This is a genomic window from Caulobacter sp. Root487D2Y (assembly GCF_001427165.1).
Lineage (GTDB): Bacteria > Pseudomonadota > Alphaproteobacteria > Caulobacterales > Caulobacteraceae > Caulobacter.
Genome location: NZ_LMFD01000012.1, coordinates 20,880 through 44,101, shown reverse-complemented (window position 1 = coordinate 44,101; position 23,222 = coordinate 20,880). Strand labels below are relative to the sequence as shown.

Here is a 23,222-nt window from a genome sequence, read left to right as displayed (position 1 = left end):
TCGATGGCGGCGCCTCCCTTCTTTCGTCGAAGGCTGACCCGATGACCCCGATCCTGACCTTTCATGGCGCCGCCGGATGCGTGACCGGTTCTTGCGCCCGCGTGCAGACCGGCCAGGCGACCCTTCTGATCGATTGCGGCATGTTCCAGGGCTCCAAGACCCTGAAGGCGCTGAACTACGGCGACTTTCCCTTTGATCCGCGCGAGATCGACGCGGTGCTGCTGACCCACGCCCATGTCGACCATTCGGGCCTGCTGCCCAAGCTGATGCGCGCCGGCTACGAGGGGCCCATCTACGCCACCGCCGCCACGCGCGATCTGTGCGCGGTGATGCTGGTCGACGCGGGCGGCATCCAGGAGGCCGAGGTCGCCTCGCTCAACCGCCGCAACCAGCGGCGCGGCCTGACTCAGGTCGAACCGATCTACACGGCCGCCGACGGCAAGGCGATCATGCCGCAGTTTCGCAAGGTCAAGCTGGGCGAGGCCGTCGCCGTCGCGCCCGGCGTCACCGCCACCTACTGGGAGGCGGGACACATCCTGGGCGCGGCGTCCATCGCCCTGGAGGTCGAAACCGACACCGGCCGCCAGAGCCTGCTGTTTTCGGGCGACATCGGATCTGGGGGCAGCCTGTTCGTGGGCGATCCGCAAGGGCCCCAGGGCGTCGACCACCTGGTGGTGGAATCCACCTATGGCGACCGGGACCGTATCGGCGGCGACGCGGCTTCGCGGCGTTCGGCCCTGGCCGAGGAACTGAAGGCCGCGCACGCCGCCGGCGGGCCGCTGCTGATCCCGGCCTTCGCCGTCGAACGCAGCCAGGAGCTGCTGGTCGATCTGCTGGCCCTGATGGAGGAGGGACGCGCGCCGCGCGGCGACATCTTCCTGGATTCGCCCCTGGCCATCGAGGCCAGCAAGGTCTTCCAGGATCGCGGCTGGAACGCCCAGGCCCAGGTCAATCCGTTCGCGGCCGTCCGACCCTCGGAGAACCTGCACTTCCTGGATCGGCCCTGGGACAGCGACGGGCTGGAAAAGCTGTCGGGCTGGCACATCATCCTGGCGGCCAGCGGCATGTGCGACGCCGGCCGCATTCGCAAGCACCTCAAGCGCCTGCTGTGGCGCAAGGAGGTCACCGTCCTGCTCTGCGGATACCAGGCCGTCGGCACGCTGGGGCGGCTGATCGCCGACGGCGCGCCGCGCGTCAGCATCCAGGGCGACGAGGTGCGGGTGCGCGCCAGGATCCGCAAGCTGGAGGCCTATTCGGCCCACGCGGACGCCAGCGGTCTGGTCCGCTGGGTCAAGGCGCGGGGGCCCGTCGCCGGCTCGATCTTCCTGGCCCATGGCGAGCCCGAGGCGACCGCCGGCTTGAAGCGGCGGCTCGTCGAGGCGGGTCTGACCGAGGACCAGATCCTGGTTCCGGAACTCGACGAAGGCTTCGCCCTGGCGCCTGGCCGCGCTCTGCCCCAGGACCGGCCGGCCCGGCGCCTGCCGCCCCAGGCCGTCTCGCGGCTGGATTGGCACAATGATCGCGCGGCGTTCAATCTCGCCCTCAACGCCGCCCTGCAGTCGGCGCCGGACGACGCCGCGCGCGAGCGGTTGCTGGCCGCCCTGCAAGCGGCGCTGGACGCGCCTTCGGACCGCCGTTCTGGCTCGCCGGCGCCGCCTGACGCCCTCTAGGGCGCGGCGATCCTGGAGGCGGCCTCGACCAGGATCGGCCGCTGGGCCGCCAGGATCTTGTCGAGCGCGGCGGCCAGATCGAAATAGGCCACCGCGTCGATCTCGGGCGTGTCGATCCAGACCCCCGATCGCGGGGGCCATTGCAGCCGAAACGTCCCGCTGTGAAATCCTCCCAGGTCGAGATCGGCCCGCGCGAGCCACGGGGTAATGATCTTGCCGCGATAGGCCTGTCTCGGCGTGAGCGGCTGGAGCGGAGCCGTCAGCGTCAAGCCCGTTTCTTCCTGGAACTCGCGTCGCGCGGCGACCTCCGCCGTTTCGCCCGGCTCGATCAGACCCTTGGGGATCGACCAGACTCCCGCGTCGCGGCGCCGCCAGAACGGACCGCCGGGATGGGCCAGAAGAAAGCGCGGATCGTGGGCGTCTCCGCGCCACACGAGGACGCCGGCGGCGTGCTGGGGCATAGGCTTATCCTGAGGGCGCCGGCGGCCGGCGACAAGGCGGGCGTGACCGGCGCCAGCCCTGACGTGGCTTGGCCAATCGATCCTCACGGAGCGGGATAGAGCTCCAGCAGCGCCCGCGTCACGCCGTTGGTCCAGCCAAAGCCGTCCTGCAGCGGATACTCCCCGCCGCCGCCGGCCTTGGCCTCTTCGACATCGTACTTCTCCAGCATCTTGCCGCTGGCCCGGTATTCGCGGTCGACCGTGGCCAGCCAGCGCTCGCCGATGTCCTTGGCCAGGGCCTCCTCGCCGTAGCGGCGCAGGCCCGAGACCGCCACCCACTGCAGCGGGGCCCAGCCGTTGGGGGTGTCCCACTGCTGTCCGGTCGAGACGGTGGTGGTGCGCAGGCCGCCGGGGGCCAGCAGCAGGGCGCGGGTGCTCGCCGTCACCGCCTTGGCCTGGTCGGCGCTCGCGGCTCCGACGAACAGCGGATACAGGGTCGCGGCGCTGGGATGGTCCAGCCGTGCCCGCTCGCGCCACTGGTAGTCCAGATAGAGGCCGCGCGGGGCGTCCCAGAGATAGGCGTCCATCGCCGTCCGGCGGGCCTTGGCGCGGCCGCTGAACTCGGCGACGCAAGGCGCGTCCGCCAGGTCGGCGCAGCCCTGGGCGATCGCCGTCTCCAGACCGTAGATCAGGGCGTTGAGGTCGACGGGGATGATCGAGGTGGTCTGGATGGTCTTCAGGCTCTTGCCGTCGGCCAGCCAGCGTGAGCTGAAGTCCCAGCCGCTTTCGGCGCTGGAGCGCAGGTCGCGGAAGACCTCGCCGGCCGGGCGGTCGGCGACCTCGCGCGCCGTCAGCACGTCCTCGCGATAGGACTCGTCGCGCGGCGTGGCCCGGTCGTCGGCGTAGCGGTTGAGGACCGCGCCGTCGGGCAGGGCCACCACGCGGCGATAGGCCTGGCCGGGCGCCAGGGTCTTCTCGCCGTCCATCCAGAAGGCGTGCTCTCGGCGCATCAAGTCTAGGCGAGCCTTGAACCGCGCCTTGTCGGTCTTATCCGCCAGACCCACCATGGCGAAGTAGAACGGCGGCTGCGAGCGGCTGAGATAGTAGGTGCGCGTGCCGTTGGGGATGTGGCCGTAGCGGTCGATCAGCCCGCCGAAGTCATCGACCATGTTCTCGACCGCCTCGGTCCTGCCGTCGGCCGCCAGGCCCAGCAGGGTGAAGTAGCTGTCCCAGTAGTACATCTCGCGGAAGCGCCCGCCGGGCACCACGAACGGCTTGTCCAGCGGCAGGGCGCTGTCGCCGTCGACCGCCTTGACCGGCGGCCGGGTCAGCACCGGCCACAGGGCGGCGATGTGGGCCTTCAGCGTGGTGCGGTCCTTGGACGGCGGCGGAGCGGGCGTGCTTTGCGGCACGACAAAGTTGGCGGTCACGAAGCGCTTCAACTCGGCGTCGGTGAAGGTCGCGTGGGCGCGGTAGGCGGCCAGGATCTGGGCCGGGGGGCGCTTGGGCGAGGCGTCGACGAAGGTCTTGCCGTCCGGGAACAGCTTGCGCATCTGCACCTGGTGGAACAGCTCGGCATAGGTGTCGGCGGGGGAGGGGATCTCGCTGGCCTTGGGGCGCGCGGTCTGGGGCGCTTGAGCGAGCGCGGGCGCGGCGAGGGTGAGCCAGACGGCGGAGGCGATCAGGACGTGGCGACGGTTCACGGCGTTCCTCCGGAAGGCAGACAGCTCAAGCTTTAAACGGGAAAAGCGCGGATCGGGTCCGATGAGGGACCCGATCCGCCAGCAGGGGTTGCTGGGGGAGCAACCCGTCCGCCGGGCCGCTGGGGGCGGTCCGGCGGATCCTGATCGGGAGAACCGGTCAGAAGTTGTAGCCGACGCTGACCTTGAACGACCGGCCCAGGATCGGGCGGGCGTTGGCCCCGCTGGTCGAGCGCGGGTCGCCCTCGGTCAGGCCGTGGCTGTCGGTGAGGTTGTCGCCCGAGACCTGGACGGTGAAGTCGGCGACGTCGAAGATCGCGCCCAGGTCGATCTTGGTGTAGCCCTTCAGGACCTGGCTGTTGGCGTTGTCGGCGAAGCGGTCGTCCACCGCGCTGACCGTGCCGTAGAAGGTCGACTCCACCGAGCCCAGGGTCACGTCATAGCTGGGGGTGAAGCGGATCATCCAGTCGGGCTGGCGCTGGGCGCTGTTGCCCTTGTTGGCCGGGATCGACGACTTGGTGATCTCGGTCTTCTGGAACGTGCCGTTCAGGGCCAGCGACAGGCCGAAGTCCGAGCGCCAGCGGCCGTCCAGCTCAAGCCCGTGGGCCTTGTTGCTGTTGCTCTCCTGGATGCCGCCGACGTCGGCGAACTTGGCGCCCTTGAACTCGTTGGCGAAGCCGGTGGCGTAGAGCTCGAACGGCCCGCTGCGCAGCTTGTAGCCCAGCTCGTACTGGTCGACCGACAGGGTGTCGGTCAGGCCTTCGCGGAAGTTGTCGAAGCTGGGGAACTTGTAGCCGCGCGAATAGCGGCCGAACACGCCCGACACGCCGTTGATGTCGTAGTTCACCCCGACGGTGTAGCTGGTCTTGCTGTTGCTGTAGTCGGTGGTGCGCGGGGCCAGGCCGTCGGGGAAGCCGGGGCCGTCGTCGACCACGTAGTCGGTCTGGAAGCGCTCGCGGCGCACGCCCAGGTCGATGCGCAGCGGATCGATCACCTGCCAGGAGTCGCCCAGGTAGAGGGCGTCCACCCGCCCGTCGCCGGCCGAGGTCAGGCCGAACTTGAAGCAGCTGGAAGTGCTGCCGGCCGTGGCCAGGTCGGCGCAGGTGACCGGGGCGGCCAGGTAGTCGCCGTTGGCCTTGACCTGCATCGGCTCGACATTGCCGATCGTCCAGAAGTCGTCTGACTTGAAGCTGGATGCGTAGTAGCCGGCCGACAACTGGTGGGTTCCCACCGTCTTGCCGATCGACAGGTCGTTGGTCAGGGCCTTGATCTTCTTCTCGACGATCCAGGCGCCCCAGTTCTGGACGTAGTCGTTGGGGCCCAGGGCCGCGCCGCCGCGCGTCGAGATCGTGCCGGGCACGACGGTGTTCAGCGAGACGACCGTGATCGCCGCTCCGTCCGGCACCAGGCCGTAGGTGTTGGCGTCGCCGTCGGTCAGGCTGAAGCGGTCGCGCACGGTCCAGCCGTCGCCGAACTCGTGCTCGAACCCGCCGCCGGCCACGAAGCCCTTGAAGCCCCGGCCGTCGGCCAAGTCGAAGTTGCGGGTCGCGCCGGCCGCGTTGATCTGCAGGGTGTGGAAGCGGCTGGCCTCGCCGATCTGGGTGTAGGTTCCCTTGTCGACGCCGGGCACGTTGATGGCGAACGGCAGGTACCAGGCGCCGTGGTCGTCGGTGTAGCGGGCGTAGAGGTTGAGCTTGCCGTGCTCCATCCGCTTGGTGATGTTGACCGTGAACTGCTGGCCAACCTCGCTGTCGAACTGGGTGTCGCGCACCCCCGGCGAGGTGGTCGCATAGCCGCCGACCATGAAATAGAGGTCGTCGGCCAGCTTGCCGCTCAGCAGGCCGTCGACGCGGCGCAGGTCGTAGTCGGAGGTCGAGAGCTTGACCAGGCCGTGGGTTTCCTCGCCGCCTTCCTTGAGCTGGAAGTTGGTGGTCAGGCCCGGCTGGCCGTTGGAGAAGATCGGGTTGGGGCCGCCGCGCAGGGCCTCCATACGCGAGATCGTCTCGTCGACCCGGAAGATCGAGCTGTTCTCCAGGAACGACAGGGTCGAGGGCGGATAGATCGGCGAGCCCTGCAGCTGGATGGTCAGGAACTCGGCGTCGCCGGTGGCGGGGAAGCCGCGCACGAAGACGTTGGCGCCGGCCACGCCGCCCGAGGTCTCGACCCAGACGCCGGGCACCAGGGTCAGCAGTTCGGCGGTGCTCTTGGGCGAGGCCTTGGTGATGTCGTCGGCGTTGACGGTAGTGACCGCGAAGCTGGCGGCCAGCTTGTCGATGCCCTTGCCGCCGGGGGTGCCGACCACGATCACCTCCTCGACCTGGGCCGGGGTCTCGGGCTCGGATTCGACGGCCGTGGCGGGCGCGGCCTGGCTCTGGGCGCTGGTCGCCACCAGCAGGGTCTTGGCGCGAATGGCGTAGACGCCGCTGGCGGTCGGCTGGGCGCTGAGGCCCGTGCCGTTCAGCAGGCGCTTGAGGCCGGCCTCGGCGGTGTAGGCGCCGGACAGGGCCGGGGCGCGCTTGCCGCGCACGCTGGCCTCGTCGAAGGCCAGCTGCTGGCCCGAGGCCTGGCCGAAGGCCCGCAGGGCGCTGCTCAGGTCCTGGGCGGGAATGTCGAAGCTGTAGGTGGACCCTCTCGTCTGCTGAGGGGTCTGCTGGGCATGAACGGCGGCGGGGGCGGCCAGCAGCATCAGGGCCGCGGCGGCGGTGGAGCCCCAGGCCAGACGACGGTCGAACGGCTTGGACAGCGACTTGGGCATTGTCTTCCCTCCCTATGCGCCGACGTTGATTGCGGCGCTTTGGAAGGTGAGACGCCTCAGCTCGTCGAAGACACACCGGCCGGCGCGGAATTTTTTTGTCCGCGGTCGATTTTCAGCACGGTCACGCCATTGGCCGCAACCGCGTGGACCGGCAGCACGGCCGTCACCCCGTCGACGAAGGCGCTGGTGTCGCCCGAGGTGAACACCCCGCTGATCCGCAACTGGGCGACGCCGGGATCGCCGATCTTCAGCTTGTCGCGAGCGTAGCGGTTCACCCGCTCGACGGCCAGGTCCATGGGCTCGTCCTGGAACACCAGTTGGCCGTTCTCCCAGGCCTTGGCGCGGATCGGGTCCAGTTGGCTGACGACCGTGGCGTTGGTCTTGGTCGAGGTCACCAGTTCGTGGTCGGGGGTCAGCAGCCGGTCGGCCGGCGCGCCGCCGATCTTGACCGGCACGGCGGCGTCGGCGCGGCCCGTCTTGTCGTCCAGCACCGCCACGTGGCCCTCGTACAGCACCACCCGCATCTGGCCGGTCAAGCGTTCGACGCTGAACACGGTGCCGGTGGCCACCACCAGCTTGTCGCCGGCCGCCACCGAGAATGGGCGCAGCGGGTCCTTGGCGACCGAGAACTTGGCCCGGCCGCTGTCCAGCCACAGACGGCGGCGGCCGCGCTCGTACTTGACCTTCAGCACCGTGGCGCTGTCGAGCGAGGCGCGCGAGCCGTCGGCCAGCTCGACGATCCGCCGCTCGCCCTCGGTGGTGCGGTAGACGTCGGGCAGGCTGGCCCGCCAGGCGACGCCGCCGCCGACGGCGACCACCAGGCAGGCGGCCAGGGCGGTCCACAGCGCCGGGCGCCGGCCGGGGCGGGCCCAGCGTCCGTGCTGGGCGCGGCGCAGGTCTTCAAGCGCTTCGCGACGAAGCGCGATCATGCCGGGGCTGGCGGCCTGCTCCTCGACGGCGCGCCAGGCGGTGACGGCGTCGTCCAGCAGGCCGCGATGGGCCTCGTCGGCGTCGAACCAGGCCTGCAGTCGGGCCTGCTCGGCCAGGGTCAGCTCGTCGTCGGCCAGGCGCACGCACCACAGGGCGGCCTGCTCGCGGGCGGCGTCCAGGCGCTCTTCGGACGGGGTCACGGTCATTCGCCGGCCCTCACGCGTCGGGTCAGATGGGTCATGGCCTTGAAGATGTGCTTTTGCACCGCGCTGACGGAGACGCCGTACAGGGCGGCGAGTTCGGATTGCTTCATGCCTTCCAGACGGAACAGAAGAAAGATGGCGCGTGTGCGGTCGGGCAGCTCGCGCAGGGCGTCGGACACTTCGCCCAGACTTTCGCGGCCCAGCAGCACGCGGGCGGGATCCAGGGACTCCAGGTCGCCGGTCCCGGACCCGATCCCGGCATGGACGCTGGCGCGGTAGTTGGCCCGGACCCGCTCGCGGCGGCCTCGGTCGCGCAGCAGGTTGGCGGCCATCTGGAAGATGTAGGCGTCGGCGTTGTCCATCGGACTGACCTGAGCCGTGGCCAGCTTGGCGAACAGCTCCTGAGTCATGTCCTCGGCGTCGCTGTGGCTGGCGGCGCGGCGCATGAAGAACGCCATCAGCGCCGGACGATAGCGCCGGTCGAGTCCTCGCAGATCTGGTTCGATGGCTGCTCGCACGATCCCGCCCATGGGCGTCAGCCCGGGTTCAAGAGGTTTTGTCTCACCGTGCATGACGCACGACAACGGCCAACCCACAGCGCGCCGTGACGACTTTTCTGTTCGGCGACGGAGTCGGCCGTGGCGAGGTCCGGAGTCAAAACGGTGGCGACAGGCTCCGCTGGATGTCCAGCGCCCGGGGGCGCGCTTGGAATTGGCCTGACTCTAAGGCTGGCGTTCTCGTTCCACCCGCGTTAGCAGACCGCCCCATGATCCGCCTCGACAATATCTCCAAGCAGAACGGCCACCAGATCCTGTTCATCGAAGCCTCGATGGGCATCCAGAAGGGGGAAAAGGTCGGGCTCGTCGGCCCGAACGGCGCCGGCAAGACCACGCTGTTCCGCATGATCACCGGCCAGGAGCAACCCGACGACGGACTGGTCGCGATCGATCCCGGCATGACGATCGGCTATTTCAGCCAGGATGTCGGCGAAATGTCGGGCCAGAGCGCGGTCGCCGCGGTGATGGACGGCGTCGGTCCCGTCAGCGCGCTGGCCGCCGAAATGGCCAAGCTCGAGGCGGCGATGGTCGATCCGGACCAGGCTGACGAGATGGACGCCATCCTCGAACGCTATGGCGAGGTGCTGGAGCGCTTCCAGGAACTGGACGGCTACGCGCTGGAAGCGCGGGCGCGCGAGGTGCTGGCCGGTCTGAGCTTCAGCCAGGAACGCATGGATGGCGATGTCGGTCTGCTGTCCGGCGGCTGGAAGATGCGCGTGGCGCTGGCCCGCATCCTGCTGATGCGGCCCGACGGCATGCTGCTGGACGAACCCAGCAACCACCTGGACCTGGAAAGCCTGATCTGGCTCGAGGCCTTCCTCAAGAACTACGACGGCGCCCTGTTGATGACGTCGCACGACCGCGCCTTCATGAACCGCATCATCGGCAAGGTGGTGGAGATCGACGGCGGCTCGCTGATCACCTATTCGGGCGATCTGGACTTCTACGACCAGCAGCGCGCGCTGGGCGAGGCCCAACGCCAGGCGCAATACGAGCGCCAGCAGGCCATGCTGGCCAAGGAAATCAAGTTCATCGAGCGGTTCAAGGCGCGCGCCTCGCACGCCGCCCAGGTCCAGAGCCGGGTCAAGAAGCTCGACAAGATCGAACGCGTCGAGGCCCCGCGCCGTCGCCAGACGGTCCAGTTCGAGTTCCAGAGCCCGCCGCGGTCCGGCGACGACGTGATCAACCTGCGCAATATCCACAAGGGCTACGGCGCCCAACCGATCTATGAGGGCCTGGATTTCCTGGTGCGCCGCAAGGAGCGCTGGTGCGTCCTGGGCGCCAACGGCGCCGGCAAGTCGACCCTGCTGAAACTGGTGGCCGGCGACACCAAGCCCGACCAGGGAACGGTCAATGTCGGCGCCAGCGTCAAGATGGGCTATTTCGCCCAGCACTCGATGGACCTGCTGGACGGCGAAGAGACGATCTTCGAGTCTCTGGAGCGTTCGTTCCCGCAGGCCGGCCAGGGCGCGCTGCGCACCCTGGCGGGATGCTTCGGCTTCTCCGGCGACGATGTCGAGAAACCCTGCCGCGTCTTGTCCGGCGGCGAGAAGGCGCGCCTGGTCATGGCCAAGATGCTGTTCGATCCGCCGAACCTGCTGGTGCTCGACGAGCCGACCAACCACCTCGACATGGCGACCAAGGAGATGCTGGTCGCGGCCCTGACGGACTTCGAGGGCACCATGCTCTTCGTCTCGCACGACCGCCACTTCCTGTCGGCCCTGTCGAACCGCGTGCTGGAACTGACGCCCGAGGGCGTCCATCAGTACGGCGGCGGCTACACGGAATATGTCACCCGCACGGGCCAGGAAGCGCCGGGGCTGCACCCGGGAGGATAGCGGCGTCGGCCCCTTAGCCGCCTATGGGGATCGCCACGCCCCCGGAGCTGACGCCGAGACACGGCTCATGGCGGCGACTGGCAGCCGTTCGTCCGCGCGGGCAGCACCGGCGCGGTGCTGCCGGTGCGCCAGTTCCACGATTGGCCGCCCTCGGCCCTTCGCCGGCACATCACCTGCTCGTGGAGGGCGTACATGCCCGGCATGAAGCCTGTCGACGCCCGCGGGACCTCGGCGAAGTGCATGAAGGCGCTCGCGGAGCCGAACGCGCTCCAGGTCGGTCCGTGCTCGGACGATGGTTTTCCGTCCCGCGCGAAGCTGGTCCAATAGTCCAGCATCGCGTCGGACATCCGCCGCTCGGCGGCCGTGTCGGGGATCGCCGGCCAGAACGCCGGCGTTTTGCCGATCGCGCCGAAGACGAACGGCACTTCGCTGGCATGGAAGCCCGTCAAGCCCGCCGCGTCCGCGCTGGGATAGCTGTGGCTGAAATAATAGAGGAACGCGGGCTGACCCAGGGCGGCCTGGTTGCGCACCAGGCGCTCGGAGGTCCAACCGAAGACCGTGTCACGCGTGCTGTCCAGCCCGTTCTGTTCGAGATCGGCGGTCGCCGGATAGAGGCGGAGATACTCGTCCGCCAGATCGCCGTAACGCGCCCTTATCCCTTCGACATAGGCCGTGGGGCTGGGCGGGACCGGCGGCGCCAGGAAACGAAGGGTGCGGATTTCACCGCTGTTGAACCCGGCGATCAGCGGCACCGGCGCCTGCTCGCCATGGTCGAACGTATCGACCAGTTGGCGCTTGAGGACCTTGCCGTCGATGGTCCCATAGGGCGCATAGCCGGTCGCTGCGGACGCCTCCGCCAGTTGACGGGCGTCCATGGCCCGCAGCGCGGCGATGTCGGGCTTCTGCAGCTTGCCCGCTAGCCAGAGGCCGATGTCCTCGGCCGAGTATTCCTCCCCTCGCTTGGTGCGCAGCTCGGGCATGGTGAACAGATAGCCGCTCTCCACGATCGCCTTGTCGAACGCGCCGCGCGCCCGGGGCGAGGCGAGCAGGTATTCCACGCTGAGCGCGCCGGCGGATTCCCCGAAGATCGTCACGTTGCGCGGATCGCCGCCGAAGGAGGCGATGTTGTCGCGCACCCATTGCAGCGCCTGGATCTGGTCGAGCAGACCGTAGTTTCCGGACGTGTCCTCGGGCGATTCCTTGCTGAGCGCCGGATGCGCCAGATAGCCGAACACGCCCAGACGATAGTTGATCGAGACCAGCACCACCCCGCGCTTGGTGAATTCCTGGCCGTCGTACATCTTCGAATGGCCCGATCCCCAGATCAGGGTTCCGCCATGGATCCAGACCATCACCGGGGCATTGCGCGCATTGGCGGGCGTGGTCACGTCGAGGGTCAGACAATCCTCGGCCATCGGCACCTTGCCCCGATCGTAGGGGCCGGCCGCCATCGGCGGCTGCATGCACGCCACGCCCATCGTCTGGGCGGCGCGCACACCCTGCCATCGCGGCATCGCGGCCGGAGGCCTCCAGCGGCGCTCGCCGACCGGGGGAAGCGCATAGGGGATCGCGTGGAACACCTTGGCGTCCCCCTCGCGCAGGCCTTCCACGGCGCCGGCCGGCGCGGTCACGACCGGCGCCACCTCGGCCGCCGCGGGGAAGCTGGCTCCAGCGGCCATGACGCATGCGAAGAGGAGGACGCCCATCAGGCGCGGAAGACTCGTCATCAGAGGGCTCCTTCTTGGAGGCGTTGGTCGCGGCGGATCAGGCGCGCGAGGATGAGGAACAGCACGGCCGCGATCAGGTACATCGGCGCGAGCGCATAGTAGGCCGCTCGCAGCGCGTGGGGTCCGTAGACGGGGCGGAAGTGGTCGCTGGCCATGCCGACATAGGTCGGGCCCAGGCCGAGGCCGATGAAGTTCATCACCAGCAGCAGCAACGCGCCGGAGATCACGCGCCGTTCGGCGGGCGCCTCGCTCTGAACGAAGGTCACGGTCGCCGACAGGAAGAACGAATTGAGGAACATCGGAACAAGCAGGAACAGCAAAGACAGCTGCCAGGTCGGCGCCCAGACGAAGGCCAGGAAGAAGGGCAGGGCGAGCACCAGCGAGATCGCCGGGACCGTCGCGTAGGCCGCCTTGCTGCGCGCGGCGAACCGATCGACGATCCGCCCCGAGGCATAGATGCCGGCGCTCATGCCGATCCCGACGACCAGGGCGTACCAGATCGCGACATCGGCCAGATGCATGCCCTTTTCGCGCATGAGGAACAGCGTCGTGAAATTGAGCAGGCCATAGGTGATGAAGTTGCCGGCGCCGCTGGCCAGCGACGCCATGAGCATCAGCGGGTTGCCGAAGAACTGGGTGATGGTCGCGACCAGTCCGGTGGCCGTGTCAGCGCCGGTGGAGCGAACCGCGGTGTCCATCTGTCCGCGTTTCGGCTCGCGGACGATCAGATGAACGGCCACCGCGGCGACCACGCCGATGACGCCGATAACGTAGAAGGGGATGCGCCAGCTGAAGGCGGAGGCCAGCGAAGCGCCGAAGGCGATGCCCAGCGCCGAACCGATCGGCGGGCCGAGATTGAAGATCGCCATGGCCGTGGTCCGCCGCTCGCGCGGGAACGAGTCGGAGATGATGGCGTAGGACGGCGGAACTCCGCCCGCCTCTCCGACGCCGACCATCATGCGCGCGACGACAAGCTGTCCATAGTTGCCGACCATTCCGCACGCGGCGGTCGCGCCGCTCCACAGCGCGCAGGCGACGGCAAGAACCCTGACGCGGCTCGTGCGGTCGGCCAGCCAGCCGATCGGGATGGCGATGAAGCAATAGAAGAGCGCGAAATAGAAGCCGGTCAGCAGGCCCAACTGGCCGTCGCTGATCTTCAGGCCGTCCTGGATCGGCTTGGCCAGGATCGAGATGAGCTGGCGATCAAGGAAGTTGAGCACATAGACAAAACACAGCATCGCCAGCGTGATCCGCGCGCCGCTGGGGACGACCGCGGTCTGCCGGGGGGGCGTGGCGCGGGTCATGCGCCGCTTCCTAGGTGATCATGCGCCCGCCCGCCGGCGCGGGCTGGGCGTTGGCCCGGTCTTTCGACTGCTGACACCATCTCGACGTTCGCCTCTTCAGACATCTTCGTTTTCATGCCTTGCCCAGCCAGCCGGGCTTGCCCCGTCCGCCGGAATAGCCGGCGGCGACGCGCTGTTTCAGCAGGGCGGGCGGACGGAAGCGCTCGCCATGGGACTCCCGCAGAATCTCCTGGACCTGCAGGCACAGGCCGGAGGTGACGTTGTCCATGAGGGCGAACGGTCCGATCGGATGACCAAGACCCAGCCGGCACGCGGCATCCAGATCCTCCGGCGTGGCGACGCCTTCCTCGACCAGCCTGACCGCCTCGATCAGCATCGCGTGCAGCATCCGATTGACCGCGAAGCCCGTGACGTCCTTCACCGCGATTGGCTGTTTGCCGATGTTCTCGAGAATCGAGGTGGTCCAGGCGATGGTCTCGGGGCTGGTCTCGAACGCCGGCACGACCTCGACCAGAAGCATCCGGGACACCGGCGAGAAATAGTGCGTGCCGAGAAAGCGCGGCCGGCGCTCCGGCGAAAGCGCCGCGCCGAGGGTGGAGATGGGCAGGGTCGACGTATTCGACGCGATCACGCAGGCCTCCGGGCACGCCTTGTCGAGCGCCGCCAGGACCTCGCCCTTGACCTCGAGCGATTCAAACACCGCCTCGGTCACCAGGTCGCGGTCCCCGAAGCTGGCGAGATCCGACGCCGGCCGTACGCGGTCGAGGGCCGTCGCGCGCTGGTCCGCGGTGTAGAGGCCCCGCGATACGCCGCGGTCGAGAAGCGCGCCCAGTCGGGTCAACGCGTTCTCCAGCGCCGTCGCGTCGCGATCGTGGAGCAGCACGTCCATGCCGCCCAGCGCCAAGACGAGCGCGATCTCGGCGCCCATCAGCCCGGCGCCGACGACGCCAATCCTCGTTTCAGGGGCGGGTCGCGACATAGCGGTCAAGCTCCCCCGTCTCATAGTCGGCGCGCAGCCGGACCTTGTCGATCTTGCCGGTCGCGGCCAATGGCATCGCCGGCAGCTGGACGATCTCGTCGGGAAGCCACCAGTCGGCCACCTTGCCCCGCAGGGCGTCGAAGAACGCCCGCGCGTCGCCGGTCTCGCCCTGGCGCAGCTCCACCACCAGCACCGGACGCTCGCCCCATTTGGGGTGAGGCTTGCCGATCACCGCGACCTGACCGACACGGGGATCGCGGCCGATGATCGCCTCCATCTCCGCGGGGTTGATCCACTCGCCGCCGGACTTGATCAGGTCCTTGGAGCGTCCGCAGATCGTGAGCGCCCCGCCTTCGTCGATCGTGGCCAGATCGCCCGTGTCGAAATAACCCTCCGCATCGAGCGCGCTCTCCGCGGCGTTGAAATAGCGGTCGATGATCGAGGGGCCCTTGACCTTCAGATGGCCGATCACGCCGCGCTGCCGCGCCAGCGTGGCGCCATCGGCGTCGGTCAGTTTGAGATCGACGCCGATCGGCGGGCGCCCCGAGGATCGTTCGCTGGCCGGGGGGAACTGGATCGAATCCACCGTCCCCAGCGGGGACATCTCGGTCATGCCCCAGGTCGTCTGGACCCGCGCGCCCAGGCGATCCTCCATGCGCCGCATCAGCGCATCGGGGCATTTCGATCCGCCGATGATGACGCGCTCCAGGCTGGGCACGTCCTCCCCGGTGGCGTCGAGATGGTCGAGCAGGCCGATCCACACCGTCTGCACGCCGCCGGCGATGGTGACGTTCTCGCTTCTGATCAGCGAGGCCAGGCTGGCGCCGTCGAGGTCCCGTCCGGGAAGCACGAGGCTGGCGCCGACCGCCGGCGCGGAAAAGGGAAGGCCCCAGGCGTTGGCGTGGAACATCGGAATGGCGACCAGGATCGTGTCCTTCGCCGACAGGCAATAGGCGTCCGGCTGGATCGACATCAGCGTATGGAGGTAGTTGGAGCGATGGCTGAACACCACGCCCTTGGGCTTGCCGGTCGTGCCCGAGGTGAAGCAGAGACCCGCGGCGCTGGTCTCGTCGAATTGTCCCCATTGGACTGTCTTTCCGCGCGCCTCGATCAGCGCCTCGAGCCCTTCAATGGGGACCCCACAGATGCAGGCAATTGACGGGTCGACGGCTTCGTCCAACACGAGCACCCGCTCGATCGTCGGGCACAGCGGCAGCAATTCCGGCAGCATCGACACAAGGTTCGCGGCGATCGCCAGCACCCGGTCGGCGGCCTCGTTGATCATCGCGGAGAGGTGCGCCGGGGTGAGCCTGGGGTTCAGGGTGTGGCAGACAAGGCCGGCGCTCATCGTCGCGTAATACAGCTCGAGATGATGCTGGGTGTTCCACGCCAGCGTGCCCACGCGATCCCCGAGCCCCAGCCCCAGCGCGGTCAGAGCACCCGACAGGCGGTTGCTGCGCGCGCGCAGTTCCGCATAGCCGACACGCCGCTGAACGGTCCCGCGGGAGGCGGTCACGACCGTGCTGGCCCCGTGCCACTTCGCCGCGTGGTCGATGAACTTGTCGAGTGTCAGCGGATACTGTTGCATTATCTTCGATGCTTACCGAGTTCAGGAATGAGAGCGGGGGCTGTCGCGGATCGTTGGCGTTCGCGTGACAGCAGGGTCAGGCGCGCCTTGCCGCGGGAGCGGCGATCGCTCGCACACTCCCGCGGGGCTTCAGCGGCCGATCGGGCGGCGCTGGGTTTGATCAAAAGCTCTTCCGCAGGCTCAGCGCCACGTAGCGGCCGATCGGGTTGTAGCTGCCGCCGATTCCTTCGGCCTGCGGGAAGAAGGGCGGGTCTTGATCGAACAGATCGTTCACCTGCAGACCCAGCTCGGTCCCCTTGGCCAAGCCGCTGTAGGGCAACTTCATCGAGAAGCGCAGATCGACGGTCGTATAGGCCTTGGCGCTGTACTCCGCGGTGCCGGTGGGGGTGGCGTATAGGCCCGTCACCCCGTCACGATAGTTGATGAATCCCACGGCGTTGAACTGACCGACCTGCGCGCCCAGCGTTCCTCTCAATGTCGCCTTGGGCACACCCAGTTTCAGGCTGTCGGAGACCGGCGACGTCGGCGAAAGCTGGGTTTCGAACTTGAAGATGTAGTTGCCAGCCAAGCCGGCATACAGCGCGCCGAAGGTCGTCGGCTGACGATATCCGACGTCGAAATCCAGGCCGTTGGTCTTGCGGACGCCGAAATTGCCCTGGCGGAAGTCGAGCAGGTTTCCGATCGTCGGCAGGGCCCCCGGCACGAAGTTGACCGGCACGGCGATCGCCAGAAGGCTGGAGAGCTGCGCCGCGGTGGGATTGCGATAGATCACCGAGGCGAAGGTGGGATCGGTGAAGGCGATGGCGCCGCCGGGCGTTCCGATCACGTTCGTGTATCGGATGTCGTAGAACGTCACGCTCGCATGGAAGTTGGGCAGGGCGTCGGGGTGCAGGTCGGCGCCGACCGAGTAGGTCCGGGCCTCTTCCGGCTGAAGGTCGCGATTGCCGCCGAGCAGGAAAACCGTGTCGACCTGGGCCGCGCCCCGCGTCGGATCGCGGAAGGTGCTGCCGGCGATGGCGGCGGCGTTGTAGTAGTAGGCGCCGACGGTCGCCCCGACGTCGCGCAGGCCCGGCGCCCGGAACGAGCGGCCGTAGGTGCCGCGAAGCGTGAGGCCGCTCACCGGATCCCAGTTGACCCCGACCTTCGGGTTCGTCGTCGATCCGAAATCGCTATAGTGGTCGTAGCGCCCCGAAAGCGACAGGTTGAGGCGGTGCACCAGGGGGGCTTGGTTGCCGTCGCCGACGATGGGCACGAACAGCTCGCCATAGACCGACTTGATATCGCGGGTCAGGTCTTCGGGCACCTGGGTCCCGCCGTAGATGCCCCGTTGCTTGAACGTCTCGCGCCGATACTCGGCGCCCACCGCGATCTTCAGTTGTCCGCCAGGGAGGTCCGCCAGCGGTCCGTCGATCTTGGCCGCGCCCAGATAGGTGCGCTGGTGGATGGTCAGGTCGCCGGCATAGTCGGTGATCTTGGCGGCGACCGAAGGCGACGTGCCGGCGCCGAACGGATCAAGCGCGGTGGCCGCCGTGGTCCCGAGCGCCGCCGCGTCGAGCGCCGCCGGGTTGATCGCGGGAAGGTAAGTGTCGTTCGTCGCCCAATCATAGGTGCCGTAGACGCTCAGTTTCAGATCGCGAGGGAGCTTGGCGTCGACACCCGCCGACGAGTTGCCGGCCCGGACACGGAAGATGTTGTCGATATGGTCGGCGCCATACAGATTATCGGAACGAAACTGGACGAACTCCGTCGTGGCGCCGGTGCCGGGCGGCGTCTTGAAGAAGGGATTGGCGAAGCCGGGTAGGTTGTAGAGGATCACCCCGCCCGACGCGCCGGCCGCGGGCGGCGGCGGCGCTTGAACCGTGTCCTTGCGGTCCGAATACAGAAGCTCGCCCCACAAGGTGGCGCGGTCGTTCAAATCTTGACGGGCCGTGACATAGGCGCTGTGCAGACGCGACTTCGGGACGAGGGAGGTCACCGCCCCGTTATCGCAGGAATTGGTCGTGTTCGGAGCCAGGGCGGGCGCCGCGTAGTTGACGGCATAGAAGGTGGTGTTGACCCGCACGTTGGGCGACGGGCAGACCGTCGTGCGGGTATCGACGCCGCCATAGGGACGGAGGTCGACGATGCGGTAGTCGCGGTCGGCCCCGAGGATGTCGCCGTTTTCCGCGTATTGGTAAGAGGCGACGACGGATCCGCGTCCCCAGTCGCGGCCGACCAATCCACTCGCGCTGAACGTATGGTAGTCATCGGCCGTCCCGTAGCGGACCGAGGCGTCGACGCCTGAGAAGTGCTGGCGGGTGATGAAGTTCACCACGCCCGCCACGGCATCCGAGCCGTAGATCGCCGAGGCGCCGTCCGCGACGATCTCGACGCGTTCGATCGCCAGGTCGGGAATGAACGGGAAATCGGGATTGGTCTGGTTTGTGCCCCCGGCCACCAGGCGGTGACCGTTCATCAGCGGCAGCGTCGCGCTTGCCGGCAGGCTGCGCAGACCTGGAGCGAACGCGCCCGCCCCGCCGTTGGCGGCCCGGGGAGCGGTGTTGAAGCTGTTCAACTGCGGCACGCTGGCCAGCAAGTCCGGCGTGGTGTTCGCGCCGATGGTCCGGATGTCTTCACGCGAGACACTGATCAGGTTCGAGCCCGTCGGTGGGACGCCGCGGATGCTCGATCCCGTCACGACGATCTCGGAGATCTGATCCGGAACGTCCTGCGCGGCGCGATCCGTGTCCGACTTCGGCTGGGGCGCTTTCGACGGTTCGGCGGTGTCCGAGGTTTGAGCCCAGGCCGGCCCAGAGGCCAGCAGCGCCAAGGCCAGCAACGACGCGCCGGACAACGCCAGGCGCGATCTCTTATTCAAGGCATTAGGCAAAGTGTTCCCTCCCGTATTTTATTATTGTTTGGACCTTCGAATGGCGATCGGATCCTCTCCCGCGTTCAGGGGAGTCTTTCGCCGACTATTCGATGGCGGCCTCAGTGCTTCTTTGGTTCACCGACGCGGCGTTGGGCGTGGCGATATGCCGGTGATGCGGCGCGCTCCAGCGGGCGCGACGCCGGGCATGGACCGGCGGGTCAGGATTTCCCCCTCATTCATTCTTGTTCCGCACCGGTTGGCGCGGCGCGGTCGTTGGCTATCGATGTCCAAGAGCGGGGAGATTGGCTATGGCGCGGGTGACGTGCAGATTTAACGCAAGTGACCAGCTTATGCCTCGACGTGGGGCTCGCGCCGCTCGGCCACCAGAGTGGTGGCGGCCGCCATTCGCGCGGTGTCGGACTTGTAGCGATGGCGATATTCGGAAGGCGTCATCGCCGCCCACTCGCTGAAGTTCCGCGTGAAGCTGCCCGGCTCGTTGAATCCGACCGTGTAGCCGACATTGGTGACGGGAAGATCGGTCGCGAGCAGCAGGGCGCCCGCCATTTCACCGCGCAGCCGGGTTCTGACGTGCTGAAACGATTCCCCTTCGCGCGCGAGGCTGCGCCTCAGGCGGCGCGGTTGGCTTCGGAGCCGTTCGGCGACGTCCTCGATCGACGGCAGCCACACGCCCTCGCGCTGGAATTGGATCAGCACCTGTTCGGTGCGGCTGCGCCAGCTGAGTTCGCCGCCGGGCGGCGCGAACCAGTCCGGAGCGCTCGCATTGTGGGCCTCATACTCGGCCAGGGTCCCGTGCACGAGGCGGACGTCGAGGTCGTTGCGGTCATAGCAAAGCGCATCGACCGGCGCTCCAAACTCAATCGGGCAGTTGAACAAGGCGAATCGATCGAAGCCGTTCGCCTGCACCGGGCGCCGACCCTGAACGAACACGCGGCGCAGCTTCAAGGGGCGGCCGATGAGCCAGCTGAACAGGTGATAGATCCAGACGAACCGCAGCCAGACGAAGATGTCGCGATCGACGCCTTCGACGGTGTTGTAGGCGCAGACATGCATCACCCCGAGGCGTTCGGTCTCGACGAGGCGCGGGCCGATATCGCTGGAGAGCGCCTGGGTGAACCGGATGCTGACCCTGAGCGCTTCGCCGAAAGTGCCCGAGTGCAGATAGGCCCGCGTGCGCTCGTTCTCCAGCGCGAGGCGGCATCGCTCCGGCAGGAACCCGACATAGGCGTCGTCCAGCCTTAGCTGGATGCGCTCGACCAGACGGAACAAGGCGCTGCCGTCGATCACGGCCTGCTCATTGCCATAGACCGACGGGTCGATCCCGGCTTCGCGCAATATCTCGCTCGGCTCGTGCCCTTTGAGCACCGCGCCGCCCAGCAGCTTCTCGACCGCGAGGCCGTCCAGCCCGGAACATCCGTCCGCCGCGGCGGGCGGCACCATCGGGGGCGACGGCGCGGACGGGGCCGGTGGCGCGCTCGGCTTGGCGGCCATGGATCTCAGCGCCTCTCTGAAGTTTCAACGATACCGGGCATTGGCGTCTTCCTCCTGATCCGCGACCGCCGTCGGTGCGCCGCGCCCCAGCTGGGAACAGACGCGGGCCGCGGCAATTCTCCGACATATCGTGACTGGCGTTTGCAAGTTAGCCGCGCCGATTCATTTCTCAACTCAGGACCAGCGCCGACAGCCGATGAGGCTTGACGGCGGTTGCCTGGGGCCTGTTGTCGGGCATGCCGCGCCAGGGGCTGGGTGAGGGCGATTCCCGGGCGCTGCCCAAGGCGTCGTTTGACCGCCTAAGGTGTAGGGCCGAGCGGGCGGCCGGCGCGCCGACGCTGGCCTTGCGGCGCGGCTAGTCCGGAGTCAGGACCAGGAGCGAAACCCCTTGGCGGGGGAGCTCGAAATCGATCCGAGCGTCGCCGCGTTTCACCGCGACCGCCGAGGGCGACGGATCCAGCGTCGCCAGTCGGGCGGCGTCGATCAATGTCTGGCGTTGCGCTTCCGTCGGGGCGATCGGCGAGCCCATCCTCAGCCACGCCGCGTAGGCGTTGGAGTGATCGCGATCGACCCGGTAGTGCGTCAGGCGCGCGCCGTGCGCGAACGCCTTGGGCAGGTGGTTGACGTCGAGGCTCACCTTCGCGTCGGGGCCCGCCAGGTCGTCATCGTGATAGTGCCAGACCATGATCGAGAGCCGGTCCCCGTCCCGCGTCGCGACGGATGCGACGTCCGGCGCGCCTCGAACCCCGTCGCTCATCATGTCGTCCAGGGTCGCCTCATGATCCGAGGTCGTCGCGACATAGGTTCCGGACATCTTCGAGAACAGCTTGAAGACGTTCATCACCGGCAGGTCGATGCCCGCCGACGTCAGTTGCCGGAAGCCCGCGAAATAGGGCTGGTCCTCGAACTCGAACGCCCAGGTCAGCACGCCTTCGAGATCGAGCGATCGGCGTCGCGCCAGAGCCTGGAGCCGGGGAAAGGACGCCGCGGTGTACGAGGAATACATGGTGCCGTTGCGATAGGCGTTGGCCGGGCCCTGGCAGGCGGCGCAGCCCTCCGGGTCGGACTCGCCGATGATGATCGGCTTGCCGCGGAAGACCGGGTCGGCGGCGATCTGGGCGAACTCGTGGTCGGCCGCCTTCAGGTGTGTCGCCACGCCCATGCGGACGTGGCTCGTGTCGCCTTGGGCGATGACCTTGGGCGAGCCCTTGGCGTGGAAAGACAGGAAATCGACCGGGGTTCCGGCCGCCTTGGCGTGCTCCATGAAGGCGGTGATGAACTGGTCGCCGGCCCCGGCGCCGTCGGGGCCTCCGACCCGGGCCTCGGGCAGGGCGCGGCGAACCCCCTTGATGGCGGTGTCGTGCAGAAGGAAGAATTCTTCGCGCGTTCCGCCCCAGTAGTACTGGGGCAGGTTGGCCTCGTTCCAGGTCTCGAAATACCAGCTGGCGACTTCGGCGCGGCCATAGCGTTCGACGCAGTGGCGCACCCATTGATAGACCAGCTCCTCCCACTTGCCGTAGTCCTTGGGCGGGAAGGCCCAACCGGTCCGCAACGCGCCCGAGCCTGGCCTGAAATCGTGCTGGTAGGGTCGGGGAGAGGTGGAGAGCGCTTCGGGCATGAACCCGATCTCGACATAGGGCTTCACGCCGCGGGCGCGATAGGTGTCGAAGATGCGGTCGACGATCGTCCAGTCATAGACCGGCCGGCCGGCGGCGTCCTCGGTATAGACATTGGTCGAGCCCCACTTCAACGCGGGCGTTCCGTCGCCCGAGGTGAGCAGATTGTGGGTGCGGAAGAAGACATGATCGGGGGCCAGGCCGCCCAGCGTCGCCAGCGTGGCGCGGCCGTCCTTCATCGTCGCGTAGTTGGGTTCGTCCGCGCCGAAGAAGCGCCAGACCGGCTTGACCGTTTCTCCGGATCGAGAGACGTCCACGGCGAGGGCGACGGGAAACGATGGATCCTGTGCGAGCGCCGGGGCGGTGGTCAGGATCACCAGGCCGACGGCCGCGCCTGAAAGCCGTTTCCACATACCGGGCTCCGATCTTCCAACGCCAACGGGCGAGATGCGGTCGTCGTGACGTTTACTCCGACAAAAGGCGACCGCCTGTCAAATACGCCAAGCCTTGCCGCCGAGCTGGAATTGGCCACGGGGCCATCTCCAGCTCGGCGTCGGTCAGCGGACCGACCTCGCTCGCTCAACCCTTGGGCTTCAGCATGCCGTGCATGTCGAGCCACCGCGCGAAGGCGTCGAACCAGCCGGTGCTGGTGGTTGTCTTCGGATACATGCCGAAGCCGTGCCCGCCCTGTTCGTAGAGGTGGAACTCAACCGGCCGCTTCGCGGTCTTCCAGCTGTCGATCAGCCCGAACCCGCCGTTGGCGAAGAACGGGTCGTCGGCCGCGAGCGCCACGAACATCGGCGGCGCGTCGGCGGGGACCGTCACCGGCGCGAGCGGGCCGTAGATGAGGCCGATGAAGGCCGGCTTGGCGTCCTGCCCGACCAGGGTGGTGGACAGGGTCAGCATGGCGCCGGCCGAGAAGCCGACCATGCCGATCCGATCGGGATCGACGCGCCATTCCGCCGCGCGCTTGCGAACAAGCGTGAAGGCGGCGCGCGAGTCGGCGATCTGGGGCGCCAGGCCCGCCATCGCCTTCTCTGGGTCCATCCGCGGCGGCCGCGCCGCCGTGGCCGAGAACATCTCGGTCATCGAACGTTCGAACCCGGGCATGTCCGCCGGGGTCTGGTTCAGACGGTACTTGAGCACGAACGCGGCCACGCCCTTGGCGGCGAGCGCGCGGGCCACGTCCGAGCCCTCGTTTTCCATCGACAGCGTCCGGAACCCGCCGCCGGGCGCGACGATCACCGCCGCGCCGGTCGCCTTGGCGGGGTCCGGGAGGTACGGGGTGAGCGTGGCCACCGTCACGTTCCGGGCGAACAGGCTGCCATACTGGGTGTGCCAGGACTCCGAGGCCGTCGCGCCGGGCAGCGGACCCGTTCCGAGCTCGATGGCGTTCGGCTGGGCCGGGATCGGCACGGGCTGCATCTTGTCGTTCTGCGCCTGGGCCGGCGTCGACAGGATGCAGGCGACGGCCATCCCGGCCGCGGCCAGGCGCGTCCAGGTCGCCCCCTTGGAGCGGACCTCTTCCGCGACGTTGATCTTCCTCATGGTGTTT

Annotated in this window: 15 protein-coding genes; 2 read left to right on the top strand and 13 right to left on the bottom strand. The window is 68.1% G+C overall.

Going from position 1 to position 23,222, the window contains the following annotated elements; translation table 11 throughout:
• The first annotated feature begins 41 nt into the window (after positions 1-41).
• Positions 42-1,670 (top strand): MBL fold metallo-hydrolase, encoded by a 1,629-nt coding sequence (locus ASD38_RS17560; RefSeq protein WP_056462001.1) that lies wholly within the window; start codon positions 42-44, stop codon positions 1,668-1,670.
• Here ASD38_RS17560 and ASD38_RS17555 read toward each other — a convergent pair.
• From ASD38_RS17555 to ASD38_RS17535, 5 genes are all read right to left on the bottom strand, one after another.
• Positions 1,667-2,131, bottom strand: a complete 465-nt coding sequence (locus ASD38_RS17555; protein WP_056437230.1) for an NUDIX domain-containing protein — start codon at positions 2,129-2,131, stop codon at positions 1,667-1,669. The genes ASD38_RS17560 and ASD38_RS17555 overlap by 4 nt on opposite strands.
• A gap of 83 nt (positions 2,132-2,214) precedes the next feature.
• The gene (gene treF, locus ASD38_RS17550; RefSeq protein WP_082560781.1) at positions 2,215-3,813 is read right to left on the bottom strand and encodes an alpha,alpha-trehalase TreF; all 1,599 of its coding nucleotides are present in this window, start codon (positions 3,811-3,813) and stop codon (positions 2,215-2,217) included.
• Between the two features lie 157 nt (positions 3,814-3,970).
• On the bottom strand, positions 3,971-6,565 hold the full coding sequence (locus tag ASD38_RS17545; protein ID WP_235523876.1) for a TonB-dependent receptor domain-containing protein: 2,595 nt from the start codon (positions 6,563-6,565) through the stop codon (positions 3,971-3,973).
• Between the two features lie 56 nt (positions 6,566-6,621).
• Positions 6,622-7,701, bottom strand: coding sequence for a FecR family protein (locus ASD38_RS17540; protein ID WP_056437232.1), 1,080 nt, complete (start codon positions 7,699-7,701; stop codon positions 6,622-6,624).
• Complete coding sequence (locus ASD38_RS17535; protein ID WP_235523875.1) at positions 7,698-8,216, bottom strand: RNA polymerase sigma factor; 519 nt, start codon at positions 8,214-8,216, stop codon at positions 7,698-7,700. The genes ASD38_RS17540 and ASD38_RS17535 overlap by 4 nt, the downstream gene beginning before the upstream one ends.
• A 248-nt stretch (positions 8,217-8,464) precedes the next feature.
• Here ASD38_RS17535 and ASD38_RS17530 point away from each other — a divergent pair, with 248 nt between their 5' ends.
• The gene (locus tag ASD38_RS17530) at positions 8,465-10,093 is read left to right on the top strand and encodes an ABC-F family ATP-binding cassette domain-containing protein (RefSeq protein ID WP_056461994.1); all 1,629 of its coding nucleotides are present in this window, start codon (positions 8,465-8,467) and stop codon (positions 10,091-10,093) included.
• A 65-nt stretch (positions 10,094-10,158) separates the two neighbouring features.
• Here the strand turns inward: ASD38_RS17530 and ASD38_RS17525 are convergent, their stop codons facing one another.
• The 8 genes from ASD38_RS17525 to ASD38_RS17490 form a co-directional block, all read right to left on the bottom strand.
• A complete protein-coding gene (locus ASD38_RS17525) occupies positions 10,159-11,820 on the bottom strand; it encodes a carboxylesterase/lipase family protein (protein ID WP_082560780.1) in 1,662 nt (553 codons plus the stop codon).
• Positions 11,820-13,124 (bottom strand): spinster family MFS transporter, encoded by a 1,305-nt coding sequence (locus ASD38_RS17520; protein ID WP_056437242.1) that lies wholly within the window; start codon positions 13,122-13,124, stop codon positions 11,820-11,822. Before ASD38_RS17520 ends, ASD38_RS17525 begins: the two co-directional genes overlap by 1 nt.
• 112 nt (positions 13,125-13,236) lie before the next feature.
• On the bottom strand, positions 13,237-14,103 hold the full coding sequence (locus ASD38_RS17515) for a 3-hydroxyacyl-CoA dehydrogenase family protein (RefSeq protein WP_056461991.1): 867 nt from the start codon (positions 14,101-14,103) through the stop codon (positions 13,237-13,239).
• Positions 14,084-15,691 (bottom strand): AMP-binding protein, encoded by a 1,608-nt coding sequence (locus ASD38_RS17510; RefSeq protein ID WP_056437247.1) that lies wholly within the window; start codon positions 15,689-15,691, stop codon positions 14,084-14,086. The genes ASD38_RS17515 and ASD38_RS17510 overlap by 20 nt, the downstream gene beginning before the upstream one ends.
• Positions 15,692-15,851: 160 nt before the next feature.
• Entirely contained in the window at positions 15,852-18,548 is a 2,697-nt protein-coding gene (locus tag ASD38_RS17505; protein WP_235523874.1) for a TonB-dependent receptor plug domain-containing protein, read from the bottom strand.
• A gap of 342 nt (positions 18,549-18,890) precedes the next feature.
• Complete coding sequence (locus ASD38_RS17500; RefSeq protein WP_056461986.1) at positions 18,891-20,051, bottom strand: AraC family transcriptional regulator; 1,161 nt, start codon at positions 20,049-20,051, stop codon at positions 18,891-18,893.
• A 355-nt stretch (positions 20,052-20,406) separates the two neighbouring features.
• Complete coding sequence (locus ASD38_RS17495; protein WP_056461983.1) at positions 20,407-22,080, bottom strand: GH39 family glycosyl hydrolase; 1,674 nt, start codon at positions 22,078-22,080, stop codon at positions 20,407-20,409.
• A 166-nt stretch (positions 22,081-22,246) separates the two neighbouring features.
• The gene (locus ASD38_RS17490) at positions 22,247-23,143 is read right to left on the bottom strand and encodes an alpha/beta hydrolase (RefSeq protein WP_442857058.1); all 897 of its coding nucleotides are present in this window, start codon (positions 23,141-23,143) and stop codon (positions 22,247-22,249) included.
• Positions 23,144-23,222: the final 79 nt, after the last annotated feature.